The following is a 17,624-nucleotide window of genomic DNA, read 5'->3' as shown; positions in this document are numbered from 1 at the left end:
ATATCGCGAGGAAGCCCTCGACCAGGATCTCGCCGCCCCGGTCCGGCTTGCGCAGCAGGGTCAGGGCCACCGGCACCCGCTTGCCATCGCAGCCGGCCAGCCAGGTGGTATGCCCTTGCAGGTGGCCCTGCCTGTGCAGCAGACGGGAGACCTCGTCGAACCCCTCGGCATCGGCGAACAGCGCTTCCAGCGAGGTGCAGCGTGCCAGCGTGGCGGCCACGTCGGCATCGCCGAGCATGGCCGCCAGCGCCGGATTGGCGGCCAGCAGGCGCCCGCCCAGCGAGGCCTGGAAAATACCGTGCAGGGCGTTCTCGAACAGCCACTTGTAGCGGTTGCGCTCCGCCTCGAGCTCGGCCATGCGCGCCGTCAGCTCGGGGTAGTAACTCTTGCGCGCCGACTGCTGACCCAAGCCCAGCAACTGGTTGACCGAATAGCCCTCGGGGTCGCCGGCCTTCTTCATCGGCTACCTGTCGCTTGGCGCGTCACATCGCCTCCTCGTACACCACCTGAACGTCGCGGGGGCTGGAGCGGCGCGGATTGGTCAGGATGCAAGGATCCTCCAGCGCGTGGCGGGCCAGGAACGGCACATCGCTGGTATGAACGCCGAGCCTGCCCAGGCTGCCCGTCAGGCCCACGGCACGCTTCAGCTCGATCAGGTGATCGATCAACCGCGCCTTGACCTGTGTGCTGCTCAACCCGCGACAGTCGATGCCCAGCGTCTCGGCGATCCGCGTGAAGCGCTCCGGCGAGGCCTCGAAGTTGTAGGCCACCACGTGCTCGAGCAGCAGCGAATTGCACAGCCCATGGGGCAGGTCGAGAAAACCGCCGAGACTGTGCGACATGGCGTGTACCGCACCGAGGATGGCGTTGGAGAACGCCAGCCCCGCCTGCATGCTGCCGAGCATGACCTGGGAACGCAGCGCCAGGTCGTGGGGAGCCTGCACCAGCGCCACCAGATGCCCATTGATCAGACGCATGGCTTCCAGGGCGTGGGCGTCGGTCAGCGGCCCGCTGCCGGTGGAAACGAAGGCCTCGATGGCATGCACCAGGGCATCGACGCCGGTGCACGCCGTGAGGAAGGGGCTCATGGTCATGGTGACCTGAGGGTCGATCAGCGAGACGTCCGGCACCACCGACTTGCTGACGATGGAGAATTTCATGCGCCGCTGCTGGTCGGAGATGATCGCGAACTGGGAGATGTCCGCCGAGGTGCCCGCCGTGGTGGGCACGAAGATCAGCGGCGGGATGGGCACTCGCAGGGTGTCGACGCCCTCGAAGTCGATGATGTGGCCGTCGTGAGCGACGACGATGCCGATGCCCTTGGCGCAATCCATGGGGCTGCCGCCGCCGATGGCGACGATGGCCTGGGCGCCCATCTCGCGGTAGGCCATGGCGCCCGCCATGACCTCCTCGGCCCGCGGGTTGGGCGAGACCGAGGTGAAGCGCTGGCTGAAGATGCCCTGCTCCGCCAGATCCGCCTCCACCTCCTCGACCCAGCCGGCCAGTACCACGCCGGGGTCCGACACCAGCAGCACCCGCTCGGCGCCGAAGGTGCCCACGAAGTTGGCCACGGCGCGCCGGGCGCCGTCGCCGAAGATGATCTCCGGAGCCACGAACTTGCGCAGCTCGTTGATACTGGACGCCATACCGAGTCTCCCTTGACGCTGACCGGCAAAGAGGCACGGCCGAGATCAGCGGCTTCTTGTTATGTCGTCGCCTCGCGCAGGCGCATTATCGTCATGGTAAGAGCCGGCCGGCCCCCGCGCCCTTCGCCCTTGGTCGGGTACTCTCAGCCGCGCCAGAAGGTGCGCGAATGCCTTGCCTGCCTCGGCACCAGCGTTGCGATGTCGCCTGCCGAATCGGCGGCTTCGGCCACGGCCCGGTCGATCAGCTCGCGCCGGGGCGACTTGCTGCACACCGGGTCGGCCGCCGCCGGGTCGCCGGTGAGCAGGAACGCCTGACAGCGGCAGCCGCCGTGGTCCTGGTGGCGCTCGCTGCAGCTGCCGCAGGGCTCGGGCATCCAGGCGTCGCCGCGAAAGCGGTTGAACGCTTCGCTGGCGTACCAGATCTCCTCGAGCGAGCCGTCGCGCACCTGGGGAAAGGCCATGGGTAGCTCACGTGCACTATGACACGGCAACACGCTGCCGTCCGGCGCTACGGTCATGAAGATCGCCCCCCAGCCGCCCATGCACGCCTTGGGGCGCTCGGCAAAGTAGTCGGGTACCACGAACAGCAGGCGCATCTCCCTCCCGCGCTCGGCGAGACGCTCGCGCCAGCGCTGCGTTACCGCCTCGGCACGCTCGACCTGAGCACGGCTCGGCAGCAGTCCGGCGCGGTTGAGCTTGGCCCAGCCGTAGTACTGGCAGCTGGCCAGCTCCACGACGTCCGCCCCCAGCTCGTCGCACAGGGCGATCAGCCGGTCGGTGTCGTCGATGTTGTGGCGATGCAGCACCACGTTGAGCACCATGGGATAGCCGGCCGCCTTGACCGCCCGTGCCATGGCCAGCTTAGCGGCATGGGCCTTGGCCGAGCCCGCCACGGCGGCGGCCAGCTCGTCATCCGCGGCCTGCAGGCTGATCTGGATGTGATCCAGCCCCGCTTCGCGCAACGCCTCGATTCGGGCGCCGTCCAGCCCCACCCCGGAAGTGATCAGGTTGGTGTAGAAGCCGAGCCGCCGCGCCTCGGCGACCAGCACCTCCAGGTCGCGCCGCACCAACGGCTCGCCCCCGGAGAAACCGAGCTGCACGGCGCCCATGGCCCGCGCCTGGCGCAGCACATCGATCCAGGCGTCGGTGTCGAGTTCCTCACGGTAGCGGGCGAAGTCGAGCGGGTTGGAGCAGTAGGGACACTGCAATGGGCAGCGATAGGTCAGCTCGGCCAGCAGCCACAGGGGCGGGTCGATCGCTTGCGGGGACGTGGCAAGGCTCATGGGCTCGCCTCCAGCCAGCCCTGGCGCCCGGCCTCGGCGAGAAACGCCGCCACATCGTCGGCGATCTCCGCGGTACCGGGAAACTGCGCCTCCAGCGCGGCCACGATGTCCGCCTCATGGCGCCGGCCATCGACCAGCGTCAGGATCGCGCCGGCACTCTCGTTGAGCTGCACCATGCCCTCGGGGTAGAGCAGGACGTGGCGTTGCTGGGCGGGCTCCCACTGCAGCCGCCAGCCGCGGCGCAGCGCCGGAGCCACCTCCGGGCTCATGCCAGCCCCCGATGGAACACGGCCCGCTCGGTCACGCTATGGTAGGGCGGACGGCCGAGCTGATAGGCCAGGGTCATGGCGTCGAGCATGCTCCACAGCACGTCGAGCTTGAACTGCAGGATATCGAGGGCGCGCTGCTGGGTTTCCACGCTGGTGCACACCGCCAGCGCCACCTCCAGACCATGCTCGACGTCGCGGCGTGCCTCCTTCAGGCGCTTGCGGAAGTAGCCGTAGCCGGCCTCGTCGATCCAGGGATAGTGGCCCGGCCAGGTATCGAGGCGGCTCTGGTGTGCCAGGGGGGCGAACAGCTCGGTGAGCGAGGAGATCGCCCCCTCCTGCCAGCTCGCCCGGCGTACGAAATTGACGTAGGCATCCACCGCGAAGCGCACGCCGGGCAACACGTGCTGCTGCGACCACAGCTCGTCGCGGGTCAGCCCCACCGCTTCGCCCAGGGTCAGCCAGGCCTCGATGCCGCCGGCGTCGTCATCGCGACCGTCGTGGTCAAGCAGGCGCTGGATCCAGCGCCGCCGGGTGTCGGCATCCGGGCAGTTGGCCAGCAGCGCCGCGTCCTTCTGCGGGATCATCACCTGGTAATAGAAGCGATTGGCCACCCAGCCACGGATCTGCTCCGGCGTGGCGCGCCCTTCGGCCATGTCGATCTGATAAGGATGGTGAATATGGTAATAGGCGCCCTTGGCCATCAAGGCCTCACGAAAGGCCTCGGGCGAGAGTACGGCAGCCAACGGTGATGTCTGCACGGCGTTCATGGCGAGTCCCTCTTAGGCTATGTCTGAAAACTGTCTGCGCTTGGCCATACGGCGTTAAAAATCAGCTCAAAATACTCATTTACACACTACGTAAACTCCGTCTTTTCGCTGATTTTTGCCTTGTCTGGCCTTCGCTCGCCGACTTTTCAGACACAGCCTGTCTTTGCTTGTTGTTGTCTATATGGCGGCGATACTTCTGGCGGCTACAGGGTGAGCTGCATGCCGTCGTGGGCCACCTCGATGCCACGCCGGTTCAACACGGCGCGCTCCGGGGAGGCCTCGTCGAGCGCGGGATTGGTGTTGTTGATATGAATCAGAATGCGCCGCGTCGTCTCCGGCAGCGCATCGAGCTCGGCGATCATGCCCGCTTCGCCGGCCAGCGCCAGATGCCCCATTTCGAGCCCGGTGGCATGGCCGATGCCAAAACGTATCATCTCGTCGTCGTGCCACAGGGTGCCGTCCACCAGCACGCAGTCGGCCTGTTGCATCAGCTCCCGTGCCGCCTCGCTCGGCTCGCCCAGGCCCGGCCCGTAGAACAGCACGCCGCCCGTCAGCGTGTCGCGCAGCAGCAGCCCCAGGTTGTCGCCGGTGGCCGGTGCGCCGCGGCGCGGCGAATAAGGCGGCGCATTGGAGCTCAACGAGAGTGCGGTGATCTCAAGCCCGGGGCAGCTCGGCACCTGGAAGGTGCAGCGCTCACGCTCTCCTGCCAGCGGGATCTCGCGCCAGTTGAGCCCACCGTTCCAGTGGCGCAGCATGGGGAACAGCGGAAAGCCGCTGGAGAGGTCGTCATGCACGCTGGGCGTGCACCAGACGTCGAGCGGGCACCCCTCACGTAGTGACAGCAGCCCACTCACGTGATCGATCTGCGCATCCACCAGCAGCACCTCGGCAATGCCGGTGTGACGCAGGCCGCGCCTGGGAAAGAGCCCCGGAGAGACACCGAGCTGGGCACGGATGTCGGGCGAGGCGTTGCACAGCAGCCAGCGCTCGCCGTCTATGCTCACCGCTATCGACGACTGGGTTCTCGCCACGAAGCCGGGTTGGCCGAGACGCACGTCGCGGCAGTTGCGACAGTTGCAATTCCACTGCGGGAATCCACCGCCCGCCGCCGAGCCGAGTATCAGCACCTGCATGGCACTCTCCTGAAGCTGAAACACGGGACCTCTCGGCCCCGTGACGTCGGTCTATCAGCGGTTGGCAATGTACAGGGTGACTTCGAAGCCGAGGCGCAGGTCACGAAAGCTGGGCTTGGTCCACATGGCGGTTCCTCCAAGGTTGTTGTCGTGTCGAGTGGCACCGCGCCGATGGGCGACGGCAACCTCAGTAAAGCACTGGAGAGGTCTCGCCAAGACGGTACTTTGGAGGGAGAAACGCCCCTTCATTGGGCCCAGGTCCAACTTGAGGAGCCCGGCGGGTTTTCCTACGCTGGCAAGGGACCGGCGCTTCACGGCGTCGCTTCCCCTCGCCTGCAAGGAGCAATGCGACATGAGGCAATACGGATCCCCTTCTCATCCGCACTTTACACGCACCCCGCTCGCCCTCGCCGTAACCGGCGGCATGGCATTCGCAGGACTCGCCCACGCCGACGTCCAGGTCACCAATGAAGAGGTGGCCTCCGGCGTGGAGAGCGAAGAAGCCACCCTGACCGTGACTCAGGTGGTGGGCGGTATCGAACACCCCTGGGCCGTCGCCTGGCTGCCGGACGAGCGAATGCTGATCACCGCACGCCCGGGCAACCTGTATCTAGTCGACGGCGATGAGGTGACCGAGGTCGGCAATCTGCCAAAGATCGACACCGACGAAGATCAGAAGCCCGCCCCCGAAGGTGGCAACCAGGGCGGCCTGCTGGATGTCGTCGTACATCCCGATTACGACGACAACGGCTGGATCTACTTCACCTACTCCAGCCCCGGTGACGACGACTCGGTCATGGGCGACGACGAGTACGGCACAGGCACGGCGCTGGCCCGCGCCCGCCTGAGCGACGACGGCAGCGAGCTGACCGATCTCGAGACGATCTATGCCCAGGTGCCGCGCACCGCACCCGGCCGTCACTACGGTTCGCGCATCGTCTTTCCCGGCGACGGCAGCGTGATGTTCTCCATCGGCGACCGCGGCATTCGCTACCCTTCCCAGGATCTCACCGATCCGGGTGGCTCGATCATTCGCCTGCATGAGGATGGCGGCGCCTTCGAGGGCAATCCCTTCATCGAGGCGGAACCGGGCAACCTGCGTCCCGAGATCTTCTCCTACGGCCACCGCAACAATCAGGGGCTGGCACTGCACCCCGAGACCGGCGAGCTGTGGGCCATCGATCACGGTCCTTCGGGCGGCGGCGAGCAACTCTACGTCGCCGAGGCCGGCAGCAACCACGGCTGGCCACAGGTCTCCTTCGGACGGGAATACGACACCGACGAGTTCATCGGCATCGGCGAGGTGGCGCCCGGCGTCAAGCCTCCGGTACACGTCTGGGAAGACACCCTGGCGCCCTCGGGGCTGACGTTCTACACCGGGGATGAGTTCCCGGGCTGGCAAGGCAATCTCTTCATCGGTGCGCTCTATGCCGAGCGCCTCCATCGCGTGGTGCTGGACGGCGAAACCATCGCCCATGAAGAGATCCTGCTGGAGAACGAGCTGGGCCGTATTCGCGACGTGCGCCAGGGCCCCGATGGCATGCTCTATGTGCTCACCGACGAGAGCGATGGCGGGCTCTATCGCATCGAACCCGAGGCCTGACACTCGCTAGAGAGAGGTCACATCAGTCTTGGCAGGCACTCAGCCAGCTCTCCAGCGCCTCGAGGGTGACGGGAATGCTGGCTTGCAGGACCCTGAGCTCGACGGCCGCTTCGTCTTGCCGCTCATGCCGCGCGGCAAGCTCAAGGCGCCGGGCCGAGTCGGCTAACCTGCGCCCGCCAAGACTGCCCGACTCCCCTTTGAGCCGGTGTGCACGCGCGGCAAGAGCCGCTAGATCCCCCTGCTCGAAGGCCTGCTCCAGGCTCTCGGTGTGCTGCTGCAGCTGTTCACGATGCACCGCAAACAAGGCCGCCAGCGCCTCCAGTCCCAGCGACTCGCGCAACTCCCCGAGCACACCCTCATCCAGCATGTCGGCACCTACGCTTTCTTCCGCCCCCTCGGCCCGCTCCTTCCCGGACAGACCCTGGCGCAGCGCCGCTGCCAGTTCGGCACGTCGCAGCGGCTTCGCGAGGTAACCGCTCATGCCGGTAACCAGACAGCGCTCGCGCTCGGCTCCCGGTCCCCCTGCCGTCATCGCCACGATAGGCACTTCGGCAAGCCAGCCCCCTCTCGAGCGCAGGCGACGAGTCGTTTCCAGACCGTCCATGCCGGGCATCTGCACGTCCATGAAGATCATGTCGAAACTCTCACGCCCCGCCATTTCCAGGGCCTTCTCTCCGCTGTCTGCAACGCTGACAGTACAGCCGTGGCGTTCCAGCATCGCCACGGCCACCTGCTGGTTGACCGGGTTGTCTTCGACTAGCAGCACCTTCCCGCCTGCAGCGGGTTCCAGAATCGGTTGGAACACCGGTGATTCAGGCTCATTGGAAACCACCGTCTCCAGCGGCATCACCACCCAGAAGCGACTGCCCTGGCCGGGGGCGCTGTCGACCCCGATTCTGCCGCCCATGGCTTCCGTCAGGCGACGACAAATGGCGAGGCCCAGCCCGGTACCTCCGTAGCGCCTGGCCGTCGAGGCGTCTGCCTGTCTAAAGGGTTCGAAAAGCCAATCCTGCTTCTCCAGCGCAACCCCGGGCCCCGTATCTCTCACGGCGAGTACCAGCTCGCCCTGCTCGCTCAACGCCGCCTCGACACGGACCTCACCGTGTTCGGTGAACTTGATGGCGTTGGAGAGCAGGTTGAGCAGCACCTGACGCAACCGTGCCGGATCGCCCATCACGTGCTCAGGCAACGCCGGTGATAGCGCCGTCGTCAGTTTGAGCCCCTTGGCCTCGGCATGCGGCCCGAACAACCGACAGGCCTCGCCGATCAGCGTGGTCAGGCGAATCGGGCGCCGTTCGAGCTCCAGCTTGCCCGATTCAATCTTGGAGAAATCGAGTATGTCGTTGATCAGTTCCAGCAACCGTGCGGCGCTGACATGCAGGGTGCGGGCGTACTCCCGCGATTTCGGATCGATCGGCTGGTCCAGGAGCAGGTCGCTCATGCCGATGACCCCGTTCAACGGCGTGCGAATCTCGTGGCTGACGGTGGCCAGGAACTCCGATTTGGCCTGACTGGCGGCCTCGGCGCGATGCGCGGTAGCCTGTAGTTCGCGACTCAGCGACTCCAGCGAACGCCGAGCCTCGGCATTGTCGCGCGCCTCCCGCACCAGGAACACTACCACCATCAGCGCCGCCAGACTCATGGCCATGATCAGTGCCAGCAGCAGCGCATACAGCGTCTGCAGCGCCTCCCGGTCGCGGGTGGCCGATTCGGCAAGGTGGCCATTGACGGCGATGATCAGCTGCTCGGTCAGCCCCCCGACCCGCTCCAGCCGGTCGGACAACACCCAGCGTTCTTCCTGCCCCAACTGGTCGATTTCATCGAGCAGACTGTCGATGTCGGCCATGAGCACGATCAGGTCCGGCAGCAGCCGCTTGGCCAAGGGGATCTGCTGCAGCAGTTGGTTGACATCGCCACGCTGCAGCAGGTTGACCCGGCTGTAGATCAGTTCGAACCGCAGCCGCAGGGCTTCCAGTGAACGGGCACTGCCGACCTGCTGCACCAGATCGCTGCGCAACTGGATGATGTCGCGATCGAGCTTGTAGGCATGCCAGGCAGCATCGCCGATGACGCTCTGATGCAGCTCCTCCTGACGCCATGCTGCCAACCCCACCACCACCAGGGCAGCAGCGAAGAACAGCAGGGCCGACACCGCTCCCAGCTTCAGTCGCAGCGGATAGCGCAACATGCTTCAGCGCCTCGAACTAAGGCTTCGCCACGAGACCTCACTGCACATCGACGGTACCCACGTGCCAGACGGAGCGATGGCGGATGGTTTCGTTGAGCAGTTCGGGGCGCTCATCGAACGGATAGAGCACCAGCACGGGTCCCAGGTCGCGCACCGCAATGGGCTCGCCATCTCGCATGACGGCGAGAATCACGTCGTAATCGTGAAGATCGGACCAGGGTATCTCGATTTCATACTCGTTAAGGGACGTTACCCGGACCCGCTCACCTTCCGCACCGGCCGCTTCCAGCACGGCGCGAAACAGCGGTCCCTCGAAGCGTCCGACTCCCACCGTCCAGGGTGTGGCCGTCTCTATCAAGTGTGGAGAGAGCGTCATCAACTGGTCCAGGTCAAGCTGCAGCTCGCCGTCAACGTTCGGATACTCGATATTGCCCGTCACCCTGAGCAGTATCTCACCCTCGGGTGGCGGCAGCGGCGCTGCCTGTACGGGTTGGAAGGTCGAGGAAATCAGCAAAGCGGCTACCGCCATTACACAGCTTGGCCATGATCGAGGCATAGTGGACTGTCCGAGTCATTGGGATGGGCCAAGCGTACGCGAAACTGAAGAAAAGTTCAGTTAGGAAAAGCGTATTCTGGACTGGCAGGAGGCGCCGGCCTCCTGCCAGGGGGGATCACGACTTCAGTTGCTCTACCGGCTCACAGCGAACCAGATCCTCATAAGCGTGCCAGCTGGCATGCCCCAGTACCGGCAGGATCAGCGCCAGGCCGATGTAGAACGTCATCATGCCAATCAGCACGCTGCCGGTCAGAATGACTGCCCACAGCAGCATCGGCTTGAAGTTGCGCGCAACGGTGCGCACGCTCGCTTCGATGCCCTCCATGAAAGTCAGGTCCTGGTCCATCAGCGTCGGAATGGCGACCACACTGATGGAAAAGGCACCGAAGGCCAGCACCGCTCCCGCCGCGGTGCCAACCGCGATCAGTCCGAGCCCTTCCGGCGTGGTCAGCAGAGAAGCGTAGAGCTCCGCCACACCCGGCGCCTCGAAGCCGAAGAAGAGCGCGAAGAGCAGGGTTGCCAGACGAATCCAGGCCAGGAAGAAGATCATCATCATCACGCCCATCATTGCCAGCTGCCCGGCATGGGGCCGCCAGGCGCCGAAGGCGTCGCCGAGATGCGGTACGCGCCCCGCCTCGAGCGCCCGACTGATCCCGTAGGAACCTACCGCGACCAGCGGGCCGATGAACATGAAACCGGCCACCAGAGGCAGTAGCCAGTGCCACAGATCGAGGACGATGGCCCCGGCCGTGACGGCGATACTCAAGCCGACCCAGAACATGCCGTAAGCGAGACTGACGGCCGTGGCCCGGCGGAAATCCTCGAAACCCGCTGCCAGCCAGGCTCGCGGTCTGTCCATGCCAATGGGGTTGATGGTGATCTTGACGTTGGGTGCGGAGCTCTGCCCTGATCTGGTCGCTGCATTCATTGTCGTACCCCGTTTGGTCGCCTTGGTAGGGACTGGCAAGCGTCTTTCCGGTCGGGAGGTCCGGACGACGTCTTGTTGTCTTCGTAATTTCCACTCTAGTTGACCGCACACAAGAGTGCCGCGCAAAGTTGTCAACGCTGCGCGCGAAACCGCCGCGATCCTTCCACGCTGCTTCACACCCGGACGGGCGTCGTGGCCCTTGCGGGGCTTGCCGAGAGCTTCCAGGGAATAACAGCGGCCCATTGTTGTATATTCAGTCATAAGAGAATGCCGAAGTATTCCTTCTGAGCCTCTGCCGTTGGCTTTAACATCCGGCTTACGGACAGTTGAACAATAGATAACGCAATCAGGAGCCTGTCGATGAAACGGTTCTTTCGCAGGGCGGCCGCACCGGTGCTGGGGGTGCTGCTGTTCGGGGGCATCGCCGCCAAGGGACTCGCCGAACCCAGCTTCTCCTCCGAGCAGGTTGACCTCATGGCCGCCGCCTGCGCCAACTGCCACGGCACCGATGGCCGCATGGTAGGCAGTGTGCCGACCATCGCCGGGCGGCCTGCCTCAGTCCTCGAGGCGCGGCTACTCGCGTTCAAGCACGAGGATCAGAGCGATACCACCATCATGGATCGGATCGCCAAGGGCTTCACTGACGAGGAGCTCGCCGCCCTGGCAGCTCATTTTGCCGCCATCGACCCGGACGGCGATGACGATTCGCAAGCAGAACAAGAACCGCAGGAGTGAGGCGCGCCATGACACAGCATTCCCAACGTTCCGGCATCAACCGCCGGCAACTGATCAAGGGCCTGGGTGCCGCCTCGCTGCTGCCCCTGGTGGGCGGCGTCACGCCCTTCGCCATCGGCGGACAGCACGCCGGCAAGGTCGTCGTCGTGGGCGGCGGCTTCGGTGGTGCCACGGCGGCCAAGTATCTCAAGCGGGCCAATCCGGCCATCGAGGTGATACTGGTCGAGCCGGCCGAGACCTTCTACACTTGCCCGTTCAGCAACCTGCATCTGGGCGGACTGCGCAGCATGGATGAGATCGCCCACGGCTATGACGAGCTGCAGGATCGCTATGGGGTCCGCGTGATCCATGCCATGGTCGAGGACGTCGACGCCGCCGCGCACAAGGTCACCCTCTCCACCGGCAGCGAGCTCGACTACGACAGGCTGGTGCTCTCCCCGGGGATCGACATCCGCTGGAACGCGCTCGAGGGTTACGACGAAGCGGCTGCCGAGAAAGCGCCCCATGCCTGGAAGGCCGGCAGTCAAACGGAGAAGCTGCGTGCCCAGTTGGAAGCGATGGAAGACGGCGGTACCTTCGTCATGGTGGCCCCGGAAAACCCCTTCCGCTGCCCGCCAGGCCCCTACGAGCGCGCCAGCCTCGTGGCCAACTATCTGGCCCAGTACAAGCCCAAGTCCAAGGTGCTGATCCTCGACGCCAAGGACAACTTCTCCAAGCAGGGGCTGTTCATGGAGGGCTGGGAGCAGCTCTACGGCGATCGTATCGAGTGGGTAGGCCTCTCCAACGACGGCCGCGTCACTCGGGTGGACGCCGAGCGTCTGGAGGTGGAAACCGAATTCGGCACCGTGCACAAGGCCGACGTGCTCAACGTCATCCCGCCGCAGAAGGCCGGCTGGATCGCCGAACGTGCCGGCGTCACCGACGACTCCGGCTGGGTGCCGGTCAAGCCCGAGACCTTCGAATCGCGTCAGGTCGAGGACATCTACGTGATCGGCGATGCCACCGTTGCCGCGCCGATGCCCAAGTCGGGCTTCTGCGCCAACGCCCAGGCCAAGGTCGTGGCGGCTGCCATCGCCGCTTCGCTCGAGTCGCGCCCGGCGCCCGAGGCCTACTGGACCAACACCTGCTACAGCCTGGTGGGTCCCGAGTACGGTATCTCGGTGGCCGGAGTCTACCGCGTGGTGGACGGCGCGATTGCCGAAGTGGAAGGCTCCGGCGGCGTGAGCCCGACAGGCGCTCCCGGCACTACGCGGGCGCTGGAAGCCCAGTACGCCGTCGGCTGGTACAACGCCATCTGCCAGGACACCTGGGGCACGCAGACCTGAACTCCATCGCTGCAAGGCGCTATACTGCTCGGCCACCCAAGGTGGCGTCATCGAAGGGCCGCCTGCGGGCGGTCCTTTGCATTACTTCTTCTTCATTACTTCGCATTTCTCGAGGAGCTGCGCACCATGAGTCATACCGAGCTGGTCGTTTGGGCGGGGTTGACGATCGGCCTTGTCTTCGGCGCCGTCGGTCAGCTCTCCGGTTTCTGCCTGCTGCGCGGTGTGGTCAACGCCACGACACAGGGCGACTCGCGCAAACTGCGCGCCTTCGCCGTGGCCATGGGCGTGGCCGTGCTGGGCAGCCAGGCTTTGGCCGCGACCGGGCTGGTCTCGCTCGACGCCTCGCTGTACGCCGTCGACAGATTCTCCTGGCTTGCCGTGCCGCTGGGCGGTCTGCTCTTCGGCTACGGCATGGCCCTGGCCAACGGCTGCGGGGCTCGCGCTCTGGTATTGCTTGGCAGCGGCAACCTGCGTAGCTTCGTGGTGCTGGTGTGCCTGGGTCTGGCAGCCTTCATGGTGCTGTCGGGCGTGCTTGCCCCGCTGCGGCTGTGGCTCGAGGGCGCTACCACGCTGCGCCTGCCCGCGGCCACCCTGCCGAGCCTGATCGGCCTGCCGGGCTGGCTGCCGGCGCTGCTGGTGGGTGGCGGCCTGTGCGCCTGGGCTTTTGCCAATCAGGCCTTTCGCCACTCGCCGTCGGACTGGATCGGTGGGCTGGTTATCGGCGGCCTGGTGCCTGCCAGCTGGTACACCACCGGCGTGCTCGGCTTCGACGACTTCGAACCGGTGCGCCTGGCCAGCCTCACCTTCGTCGCACCCATCGGCGAGTCGCTGCAGTACCTGATGCTCTCCACCGGCACCCGCCTGGGCTTCGGCGTCAGCGTTGTGGGTGGCGTAGTGCTGGGTGCGCTGGCAATGGCGCTGCTGCGGCGGGACTTTCGCCTGCATTCGTTCGACTCGCCTGCCCATATGCTGCGCAGCATGGCGGGGGGCATCCTCATGGGCATAGGCGGCGTGATGTCCCTGGGCTGCTCCATCGGCCAGGGGCTGTCGGGCTTCTCGACGCTGTCGCTCGCCTCGTTCCTCGCCGTGGCCGGCATCGTGCTGGGTGCGCGGCTGGGAATCCGCGGGCCGCTGGCGCTGTCAAAGCATTGATCAACTGGAGGAGTCCATGCATCCGTTCCGTTACTCTCGTCACGACGCCTCTCGCCGCCGTCTGCTGCGCGGGCTGACCCTGGCCTGCGCCGGCATCGGTCTGGCCAGTTTCGCCATGCCCGGGCTCGCCAACGAGCCGTGGCAGCGCCTGGAAGCCGCTCAGAGCGTGCTGGGCGAGAGCGAGCCCCGCACCGAGGGACTGACGCTCGACCTGCCGCACGTATCCGAAGACGGCTCCGCCGTGCCGCTCACCGTCAACTTCGACGGCGAACTCGCCGAGGGCGATTACATCGAGCGCATCGATCTGTTCGCCAACGGCAACCCCTATCCCGAGGTGGCCACCTTCCGTCTGACCCAACTGAGTGCCAAGCCGGAGATCTCCACCCGGGTACGGCTGAACGAAACCCAGCAGGTCATTGCCATCGCTACCAGCCACCAGGGCGAGCGCTTCGCCACCTCACGCGAGGTTCGCATCACCGTGAGCGGCTGTCTGATGCGTAACGGCAACGATGCCAACGACGCGCTCTCCAATCCGCGCGTCAGCGTTTCCTCGGGGCTGTCCGCCGGGGAACCTGCCGAGGTACGCACGCTGATCAACCATCCCATGGAAACCGGGCTGCGCGAAGGCGATGACGGAGAAACCCTGCCCCGCCACATCGTCGAGCGTTTCAGCGTCTCCATCGATGGCAACGTGGTGTTCGAGGCCGACCTGCATCAGGCGGTTTCCGCCAACCCCTACCTGCGCTTCTTCCTCACTCCGGCAGAGAGCGCAGAGGCGGAATTCCTGTGGCAGGACGACACGGGGGAAACGGCCCACCATGTCGCCGAGCTGGATCTGTCCTGATACCGCTCGACAAGTACGCCTGAACGCAGAAGCCCCGGCCAGTGGCCGGGGCTTCTGCATTTCCTGCATGACGACTCACGCACTCAGCGCACGATCATCACCGACATCTTGGTGTGATGGACCACGTGCTCGGCGTTGGGGCCCAGTACGTAGTCGGCGAACTTGCGCTTGTTGTGCGAGGCCATGACGATCAGGTCGACCTCGAGCTTCTTGGCCGACTTGACGATCGCCTCCCAGGGCGAGCCGTCGACGATCACCGACTGCACCTTGATGTCATCGGGCACGTGCTCCTCGATGAAACGGTGCTGGGCCTGGGAAATTGCCTCGTGGGCCTTCTTGGCGAAATCGCGCGGGAAGTAGGAACCCACCAACGGCATGTGGTAATCCGGCAGCACCGTGACCACGTGCAACGATGCACCGAAGGTGCGGCACAGGGTCACCGCCGTGGGCAACGCCTTGGCCCACGATGACTCCTCGTTGAGATCCACAGCCAGCAGAATCTTGTCGTACATCTCTGCACCCTCCTCAGGCGTGGGCGGTCGACGACGGCTGCTGAAGCTTGCGCCGACGCTGCAACAGCACCACCAGGCCGAACAACAGGAAGCCGGGGATCCACATCCACTCCTTGGCCCAGCGATCCACCGGCGCCAGTACCTCGATGATCTCCTGATCGAAGTCGAAGCCGATGTCCGCCGCCAGGCTACCGAACTCGACGAAGTCGACCGTAGCCTGATCGCCATCGACCCACAGCTCCATGCCCAGCCGCTCCATGCGCTCCTCGGCGCTGTCACCGCGTGGCACCGGCACCAGCAGGTAGGTGGTCATGGGATCGCCGAAGGCATCCTCGCCGGCGATCTGCACGCGCAGCTGGCTACCATCCTCCACCTGGCCCAGCGCTTGGGCGAACTCGGCCGGCGGGATCGACTGATAGGGATCATGGATACGATCCATCCAGTAACCGGGACGGAACAGGGTGAAGGCCACCAGCAGCAGCAGAACCGATTCGTACCAGCGGCTGCGTACCAGCATATAGCCCTGGGTCCCGGCAGCGAATATCAACATGGCGATGGTCGCTATGATGAATATCACGATGCCCTGGAGCCAACCGACGTCGATCAACAGCAGGTCAGTGTTGAAGATGAACAGGAATGGCAGCGCCGCAGTACGCAGGCTGTAGTAGAACGCCTGGAAACCGGTGCGCAGCGGATCGCCGCCCGATACCGCGGCCGCGGCGAACGAGGCCAGCCCCACCGGCGGCGTCACGTCGGCCATGATGCCGAAGTAGAACACGAACAGATGCACCGCGATCAGCGGCACGATCAGACCGTTCTGCTGCCCCAGCATCACGATGACCGGCGCCATCAGCGCCGACACCACGATGTAGTTGGCGGTGGTGGGCAGCCCCATGCCGAGGATCAGGCTGAGCACGGCAGTGAGCAGCAGGATCAGCATCAGGTTGCCCATGGCCAGTATCTCGACCACGTCGGCCAGCACCAGGCCGACACCGGTCTGAGAGACCGCGCCCACCACGATGCCAGCGGTAGCCGTGGCGATACCGATGCCGATCATGTTGCGGGCACCGGCGACCAGACCGTCCCACAGGTCGAGGAAGCCCTCCTTGATGTCGGCAGCGAGACGGCTTCGACCACGGAAGAAGGCGGTGATGGGACGCTGTGTGATCATGATGCAGATCATGAACACCGTAGCCCAGAAGGCCGACAGCCCGGGCGAGAGGCGCTCCACCATCAGGCACCACACCAGCACGATCACCGGCAGGATGTAGTGCAGCCCCACCATCACCGTGGGCTTGGTGCGGGGCAACGTGACGACCTTGGAAGTCGGATCGTCGAGCTCGAGCTCGGGATAGTAAGAGCCGAGCTTCAGCAGCCCTACATAGATGGCGGCAAGGCCCAACCCTACGACCCAGGGAGTGGCGTCGCCCAGCACCGGCTTGAGCCAGCCCAGGCCGTAGTAGACGGCAAACGACAGCGCCATCAGCAGGATCAGGCCGGTCAGGAAACCGATCACCTTGTTGAGCAGCGGACGCATCGGGTTGCTCGAAGGCAGCCCCTTCATGTCGGCCTTGAGTGCTTCCAGATGCACGATATAGATCAGCGCGATATAGGAGATCACCGCCGGCAGGAAGGCGTGCTTGATCACCTCCACGTAGGGTATACCGACGTATTCGACCATCAGGAAGGCCGCCGCTCCCATGACCGGTGGCATGATCTGTCCGTTCACCGATGAGGAGACCTCGACCGCCCCGGCCTTTTCGGCAGAGAAGCCCACTCGCTTCATCATGGGAATGGTGAAGGTGCCGGTGGTCACGGTATTGGCGATGGAGGAGCCGGAAATCAGGCCGGTCATCCCCGAAGCCACCACGGCGGCCTTGGCCGGCCCACCCTTGTAATGGCCGAGCAGCGAGAAGGCGACCTTGATGAAGTAGTTGCCGGCACCGGCCTTGTCGAGCAGGGCACCGAACAGAACGAAGAGGAATACGAAACTGGTCGACACCCCCAGGGCGATACCGAACACCCCCTGGGCCGTGAGCCACTGATGGTTGACCAGGCCATACAGGCTGACCCCACGATGGGCCAGGATGCCCGGCATGTAGGGTCCGAACAGCGAGTAGAGAAGGAATATAGAAGCGACGATGGCCAGCGGCGGCCCCAAGGCGCGCCGGGTCGCCTCGAGCAGCACCACGATGCCGACCACACCGACGATCACGTCGCGCAGTATGGGCGACCCGGGCCGGTCGGAGAGCTCCGCATAGAAGAGAAAGATGTAGGCAGCACAGAAAGCCCCCACCAGCGCCAGCAGCCAGTCCTGCAGCGGTATGCGGTCGCGCGGCGAACGCTTCAGCGCCGGGTAGGCCATGAAGGCCAGGAACATGGCAAATGCCAGGTGAATGGAGCGCGCCTCGGTGGCATTGAATACCCCGATGCGAAAGATATAGGGCAGCGGCGAGGCGATCCAGAGCTGGAACAGCGACCAGGCGGCAGCCACACCGACCAGTAGCTTGCCGGGTGCCCCCAGCGGCTTGCGCGCTCCGGTATCGCTGGAGGCGACCATGTCCTCCAGGTCGGCCTCGGGGTTTCGTGGATTCGTCTTTTCGTCAGTCATTACCGTCGTGCCCCATTGGCTTGACCCTGGGCGCTGCCGTTGCAGATGTCGCCTCAGCAGCTGACCCAAACA

At 65.2% G+C, this 17,624-nt stretch carries 17 protein-coding genes; 5 read left to right on the top strand and 12 right to left on the bottom strand.

The genetic code is table 11. The annotated features are described in order from the left end of the window. The 7 genes from B8115_RS06910 to pqqA all read right to left on the bottom strand — a co-directional run. The coding region (locus tag B8115_RS06910) for a PAS domain-containing protein (RefSeq protein WP_010627043.1) at positions 1–460 on the bottom strand (460 nt) is incomplete at its 3' end. A 22-nt stretch (positions 461–482) separates the two neighbouring features. Next, entirely contained in the window at positions 483–1,646 is a 1,164-nt protein-coding gene (gene ercA, locus B8115_RS06905; protein ID WP_010627042.1) for an alcohol dehydrogenase-like regulatory protein ErcA, read from the bottom strand. Between the two features lie 143 nt (positions 1,647–1,789). After that, positions 1,790–2,929, bottom strand: a complete 1,140-nt coding sequence (pqqE, locus tag B8115_RS06900; RefSeq protein WP_010627041.1) for a pyrroloquinoline quinone biosynthesis protein PqqE — start codon at positions 2,927–2,929, stop codon at positions 1,790–1,792. Continuing rightward, a complete protein-coding gene (gene pqqD / locus B8115_RS06895; protein ID WP_010627040.1) occupies positions 2,926–3,198 on the bottom strand; it encodes a pyrroloquinoline quinone biosynthesis peptide chaperone PqqD in 273 nt (90 codons plus the stop codon). The genes pqqE and pqqD overlap by 4 nt, the downstream gene beginning before the upstream one ends. Then, positions 3,195–3,965, bottom strand: coding sequence for a pyrroloquinoline-quinone synthase PqqC (pqqC, locus tag B8115_RS06890; RefSeq protein ID WP_010627039.1), 771 nt, complete (start codon positions 3,963–3,965; stop codon positions 3,195–3,197). The genes pqqD and pqqC overlap by 4 nt, the downstream gene beginning before the upstream one ends. Before the next feature lie 203 nt (positions 3,966–4,168). Beyond that, the gene (gene pqqB, locus B8115_RS06885) at positions 4,169–5,098 is read right to left on the bottom strand and encodes a pyrroloquinoline quinone biosynthesis protein PqqB (RefSeq protein WP_010627038.1); all 930 of its coding nucleotides are present in this window, start codon (positions 5,096–5,098) and stop codon (positions 4,169–4,171) included. Between the two features lie 54 nt (positions 5,099–5,152). Then, on the bottom strand, positions 5,153–5,224 hold the full coding sequence (gene pqqA / locus B8115_RS06880; RefSeq protein WP_010627037.1) for a pyrroloquinoline quinone precursor peptide PqqA: 72 nt from the start codon (positions 5,222–5,224) through the stop codon (positions 5,153–5,155). 226 nt (positions 5,225–5,450) lie between these two features. On the opposite strand from pqqA, the gene B8115_RS06875 reads away from it, so the two are divergent. Beyond that, positions 5,451–6,701, top strand: a complete 1,251-nt coding sequence (locus B8115_RS06875; RefSeq protein ID WP_010627036.1) for a PQQ-dependent sugar dehydrogenase — start codon at positions 5,451–5,453, stop codon at positions 6,699–6,701. 22 nt (positions 6,702–6,723) lie between these two features. On the opposite strand, the gene B8115_RS06870 is transcribed toward B8115_RS06875, so the two are convergent. From B8115_RS06870 to B8115_RS06860, 3 genes are all read right to left on the bottom strand, one after another. Further along, on the bottom strand, positions 6,724–8,889 hold the full coding sequence (locus tag B8115_RS06870) for an ATP-binding protein (RefSeq protein WP_010627035.1): 2,166 nt from the start codon (positions 8,887–8,889) through the stop codon (positions 6,724–6,726). 37 nt (positions 8,890–8,926) lie between these two features. Beyond that, positions 8,927–9,403: a molybdopterin-dependent oxidoreductase gene (locus tag B8115_RS06865; RefSeq protein ID WP_238539200.1), complete on the bottom strand. Its 477-nt coding sequence runs from the start codon at positions 9,401–9,403 to the stop codon at positions 8,927–8,929. A 157-nt stretch (positions 9,404–9,560) separates the two neighbouring features. Next, a complete protein-coding gene (locus B8115_RS06860) occupies positions 9,561–10,373 on the bottom strand; it encodes a DUF2189 domain-containing protein (RefSeq protein ID WP_010627033.1) in 813 nt (270 codons plus the stop codon). Positions 10,374–10,733: 360 nt separating this feature from the next. Here B8115_RS06860 and B8115_RS06855 point away from each other — a divergent pair, with 360 nt between their 5' ends. The 4 genes from B8115_RS06855 (at position 10,734) to soxZ (ending at position 14,429) form a co-directional block, all read left to right on the top strand. Beyond that, a complete protein-coding gene (locus B8115_RS06855) occupies positions 10,734–11,108 on the top strand; it encodes a c-type cytochrome (RefSeq protein ID WP_010627032.1) in 375 nt (124 codons plus the stop codon). Between the two features lie 8 nt (positions 11,109–11,116). Beyond that, on the top strand, positions 11,117–12,433 hold the full coding sequence (locus tag B8115_RS06850; protein ID WP_010627031.1) for an NAD(P)/FAD-dependent oxidoreductase: 1,317 nt from the start codon (positions 11,117–11,119) through the stop codon (positions 12,431–12,433). Positions 12,434–12,559: 126 nt separating this feature from the next. After that, positions 12,560–13,585 carry a YeeE/YedE family protein gene (locus B8115_RS06845; RefSeq protein WP_010627030.1) on the top strand — a complete coding sequence of 342 codons (1,026 nt, stop codon included), beginning with the start codon at positions 12,560–12,562 and terminating at the stop codon, positions 13,583–13,585. A 16-nt stretch (positions 13,586–13,601) separates the two neighbouring features. Continuing rightward, complete coding sequence (soxZ, locus tag B8115_RS06840; protein WP_010627029.1) at positions 13,602–14,429, top strand: thiosulfate oxidation carrier complex protein SoxZ; 828 nt, start codon at positions 13,602–13,604, stop codon at positions 14,427–14,429. Positions 14,430–14,512: 83 nt separating this feature from the next. Here soxZ and B8115_RS06835 read toward each other — a convergent pair whose 3' ends face one another. Then, positions 14,513–14,941, bottom strand: coding sequence for a universal stress protein (locus B8115_RS06835; RefSeq protein WP_010627028.1), 429 nt, complete (start codon positions 14,939–14,941; stop codon positions 14,513–14,515). 13 nt (positions 14,942–14,954) lie between these two features. After that, positions 14,955–17,552, bottom strand: coding sequence for a TRAP transporter permease (locus B8115_RS06830; protein WP_010627027.1), 2,598 nt, complete (start codon positions 17,550–17,552; stop codon positions 14,955–14,957). Positions 17,553–17,624 lie beyond the last annotated feature (72 nt).

Source organism: Halomonas sp. KM-1, assembly GCF_000246875.1.
Taxonomy (GTDB): Bacteria; Pseudomonadota; Gammaproteobacteria; order Pseudomonadales; family Halomonadaceae; genus Halomonas; species Halomonas aerodenitrificans.
The sequence above is the reverse complement of the archived record's forward strand: the minus strand, read 5'-3'. Positions and strand labels throughout refer to the sequence as shown.

Coding starts and splice junctions, on each gene's coding strand:
- B8115_RS06850 (WP_010627031.1), top strand. CDS start 11,117: ATGACACAGCATTCCCAACGTTCCGGCATCAACCGCCGGCAACTGATC.
- pqqD (WP_010627040.1), bottom strand. CDS start 3,198: ATGAGCCCGGAGGTGGCTCCGGCGCTGCGCCGCGGCTGGCGGCTGCAG.
- pqqC (WP_010627039.1), bottom strand. CDS start 3,965: ATGAACGCCGTGCAGACATCACCGTTGGCTGCCGTACTCTCGCCCGAG.
- pqqE (WP_010627041.1), bottom strand. CDS start 2,929: ATGAGCCTTGCCACGTCCCCGCAAGCGATCGACCCGCCCCTGTGGCTG.
- B8115_RS06870 (WP_010627035.1), bottom strand. CDS start 8,889: ATGTTGCGCTATCCGCTGCGACTGAAGCTGGGAGCGGTGTCGGCCCTG.
- B8115_RS06855 (WP_010627032.1), top strand. CDS start 10,734: ATGAAACGGTTCTTTCGCAGGGCGGCCGCACCGGTGCTGGGGGTGCTG.
- B8115_RS06845 (WP_010627030.1), top strand. CDS start 12,560: ATGAGTCATACCGAGCTGGTCGTTTGGGCGGGGTTGACGATCGGCCTT.
- B8115_RS06875 (WP_010627036.1), top strand. CDS start 5,451: ATGAGGCAATACGGATCCCCTTCTCATCCGCACTTTACACGCACCCCG.
- soxZ (WP_010627029.1), top strand. CDS start 13,602: ATGCATCCGTTCCGTTACTCTCGTCACGACGCCTCTCGCCGCCGTCTG.
- pqqB (WP_010627038.1), bottom strand. CDS start 5,098: ATGCAGGTGCTGATACTCGGCTCGGCGGCGGGCGGTGGATTCCCGCAG.
- ercA (WP_010627042.1), bottom strand. CDS start 1,646: ATGGCGTCCAGTATCAACGAGCTGCGCAAGTTCGTGGCTCCGGAGATC.
- B8115_RS06830 (WP_010627027.1), bottom strand. CDS start 17,552: ATGACTGACGAAAAGACGAATCCACGAAACCCCGAGGCCGACCTGGAG.
- B8115_RS06835 (WP_010627028.1), bottom strand. CDS start 14,941: ATGTACGACAAGATTCTGCTGGCTGTGGATCTCAACGAGGAGTCATCG.
- B8115_RS06860 (WP_010627033.1), bottom strand. CDS start 10,373: ATGAATGCAGCGACCAGATCAGGGCAGAGCTCCGCACCCAACGTCAAG.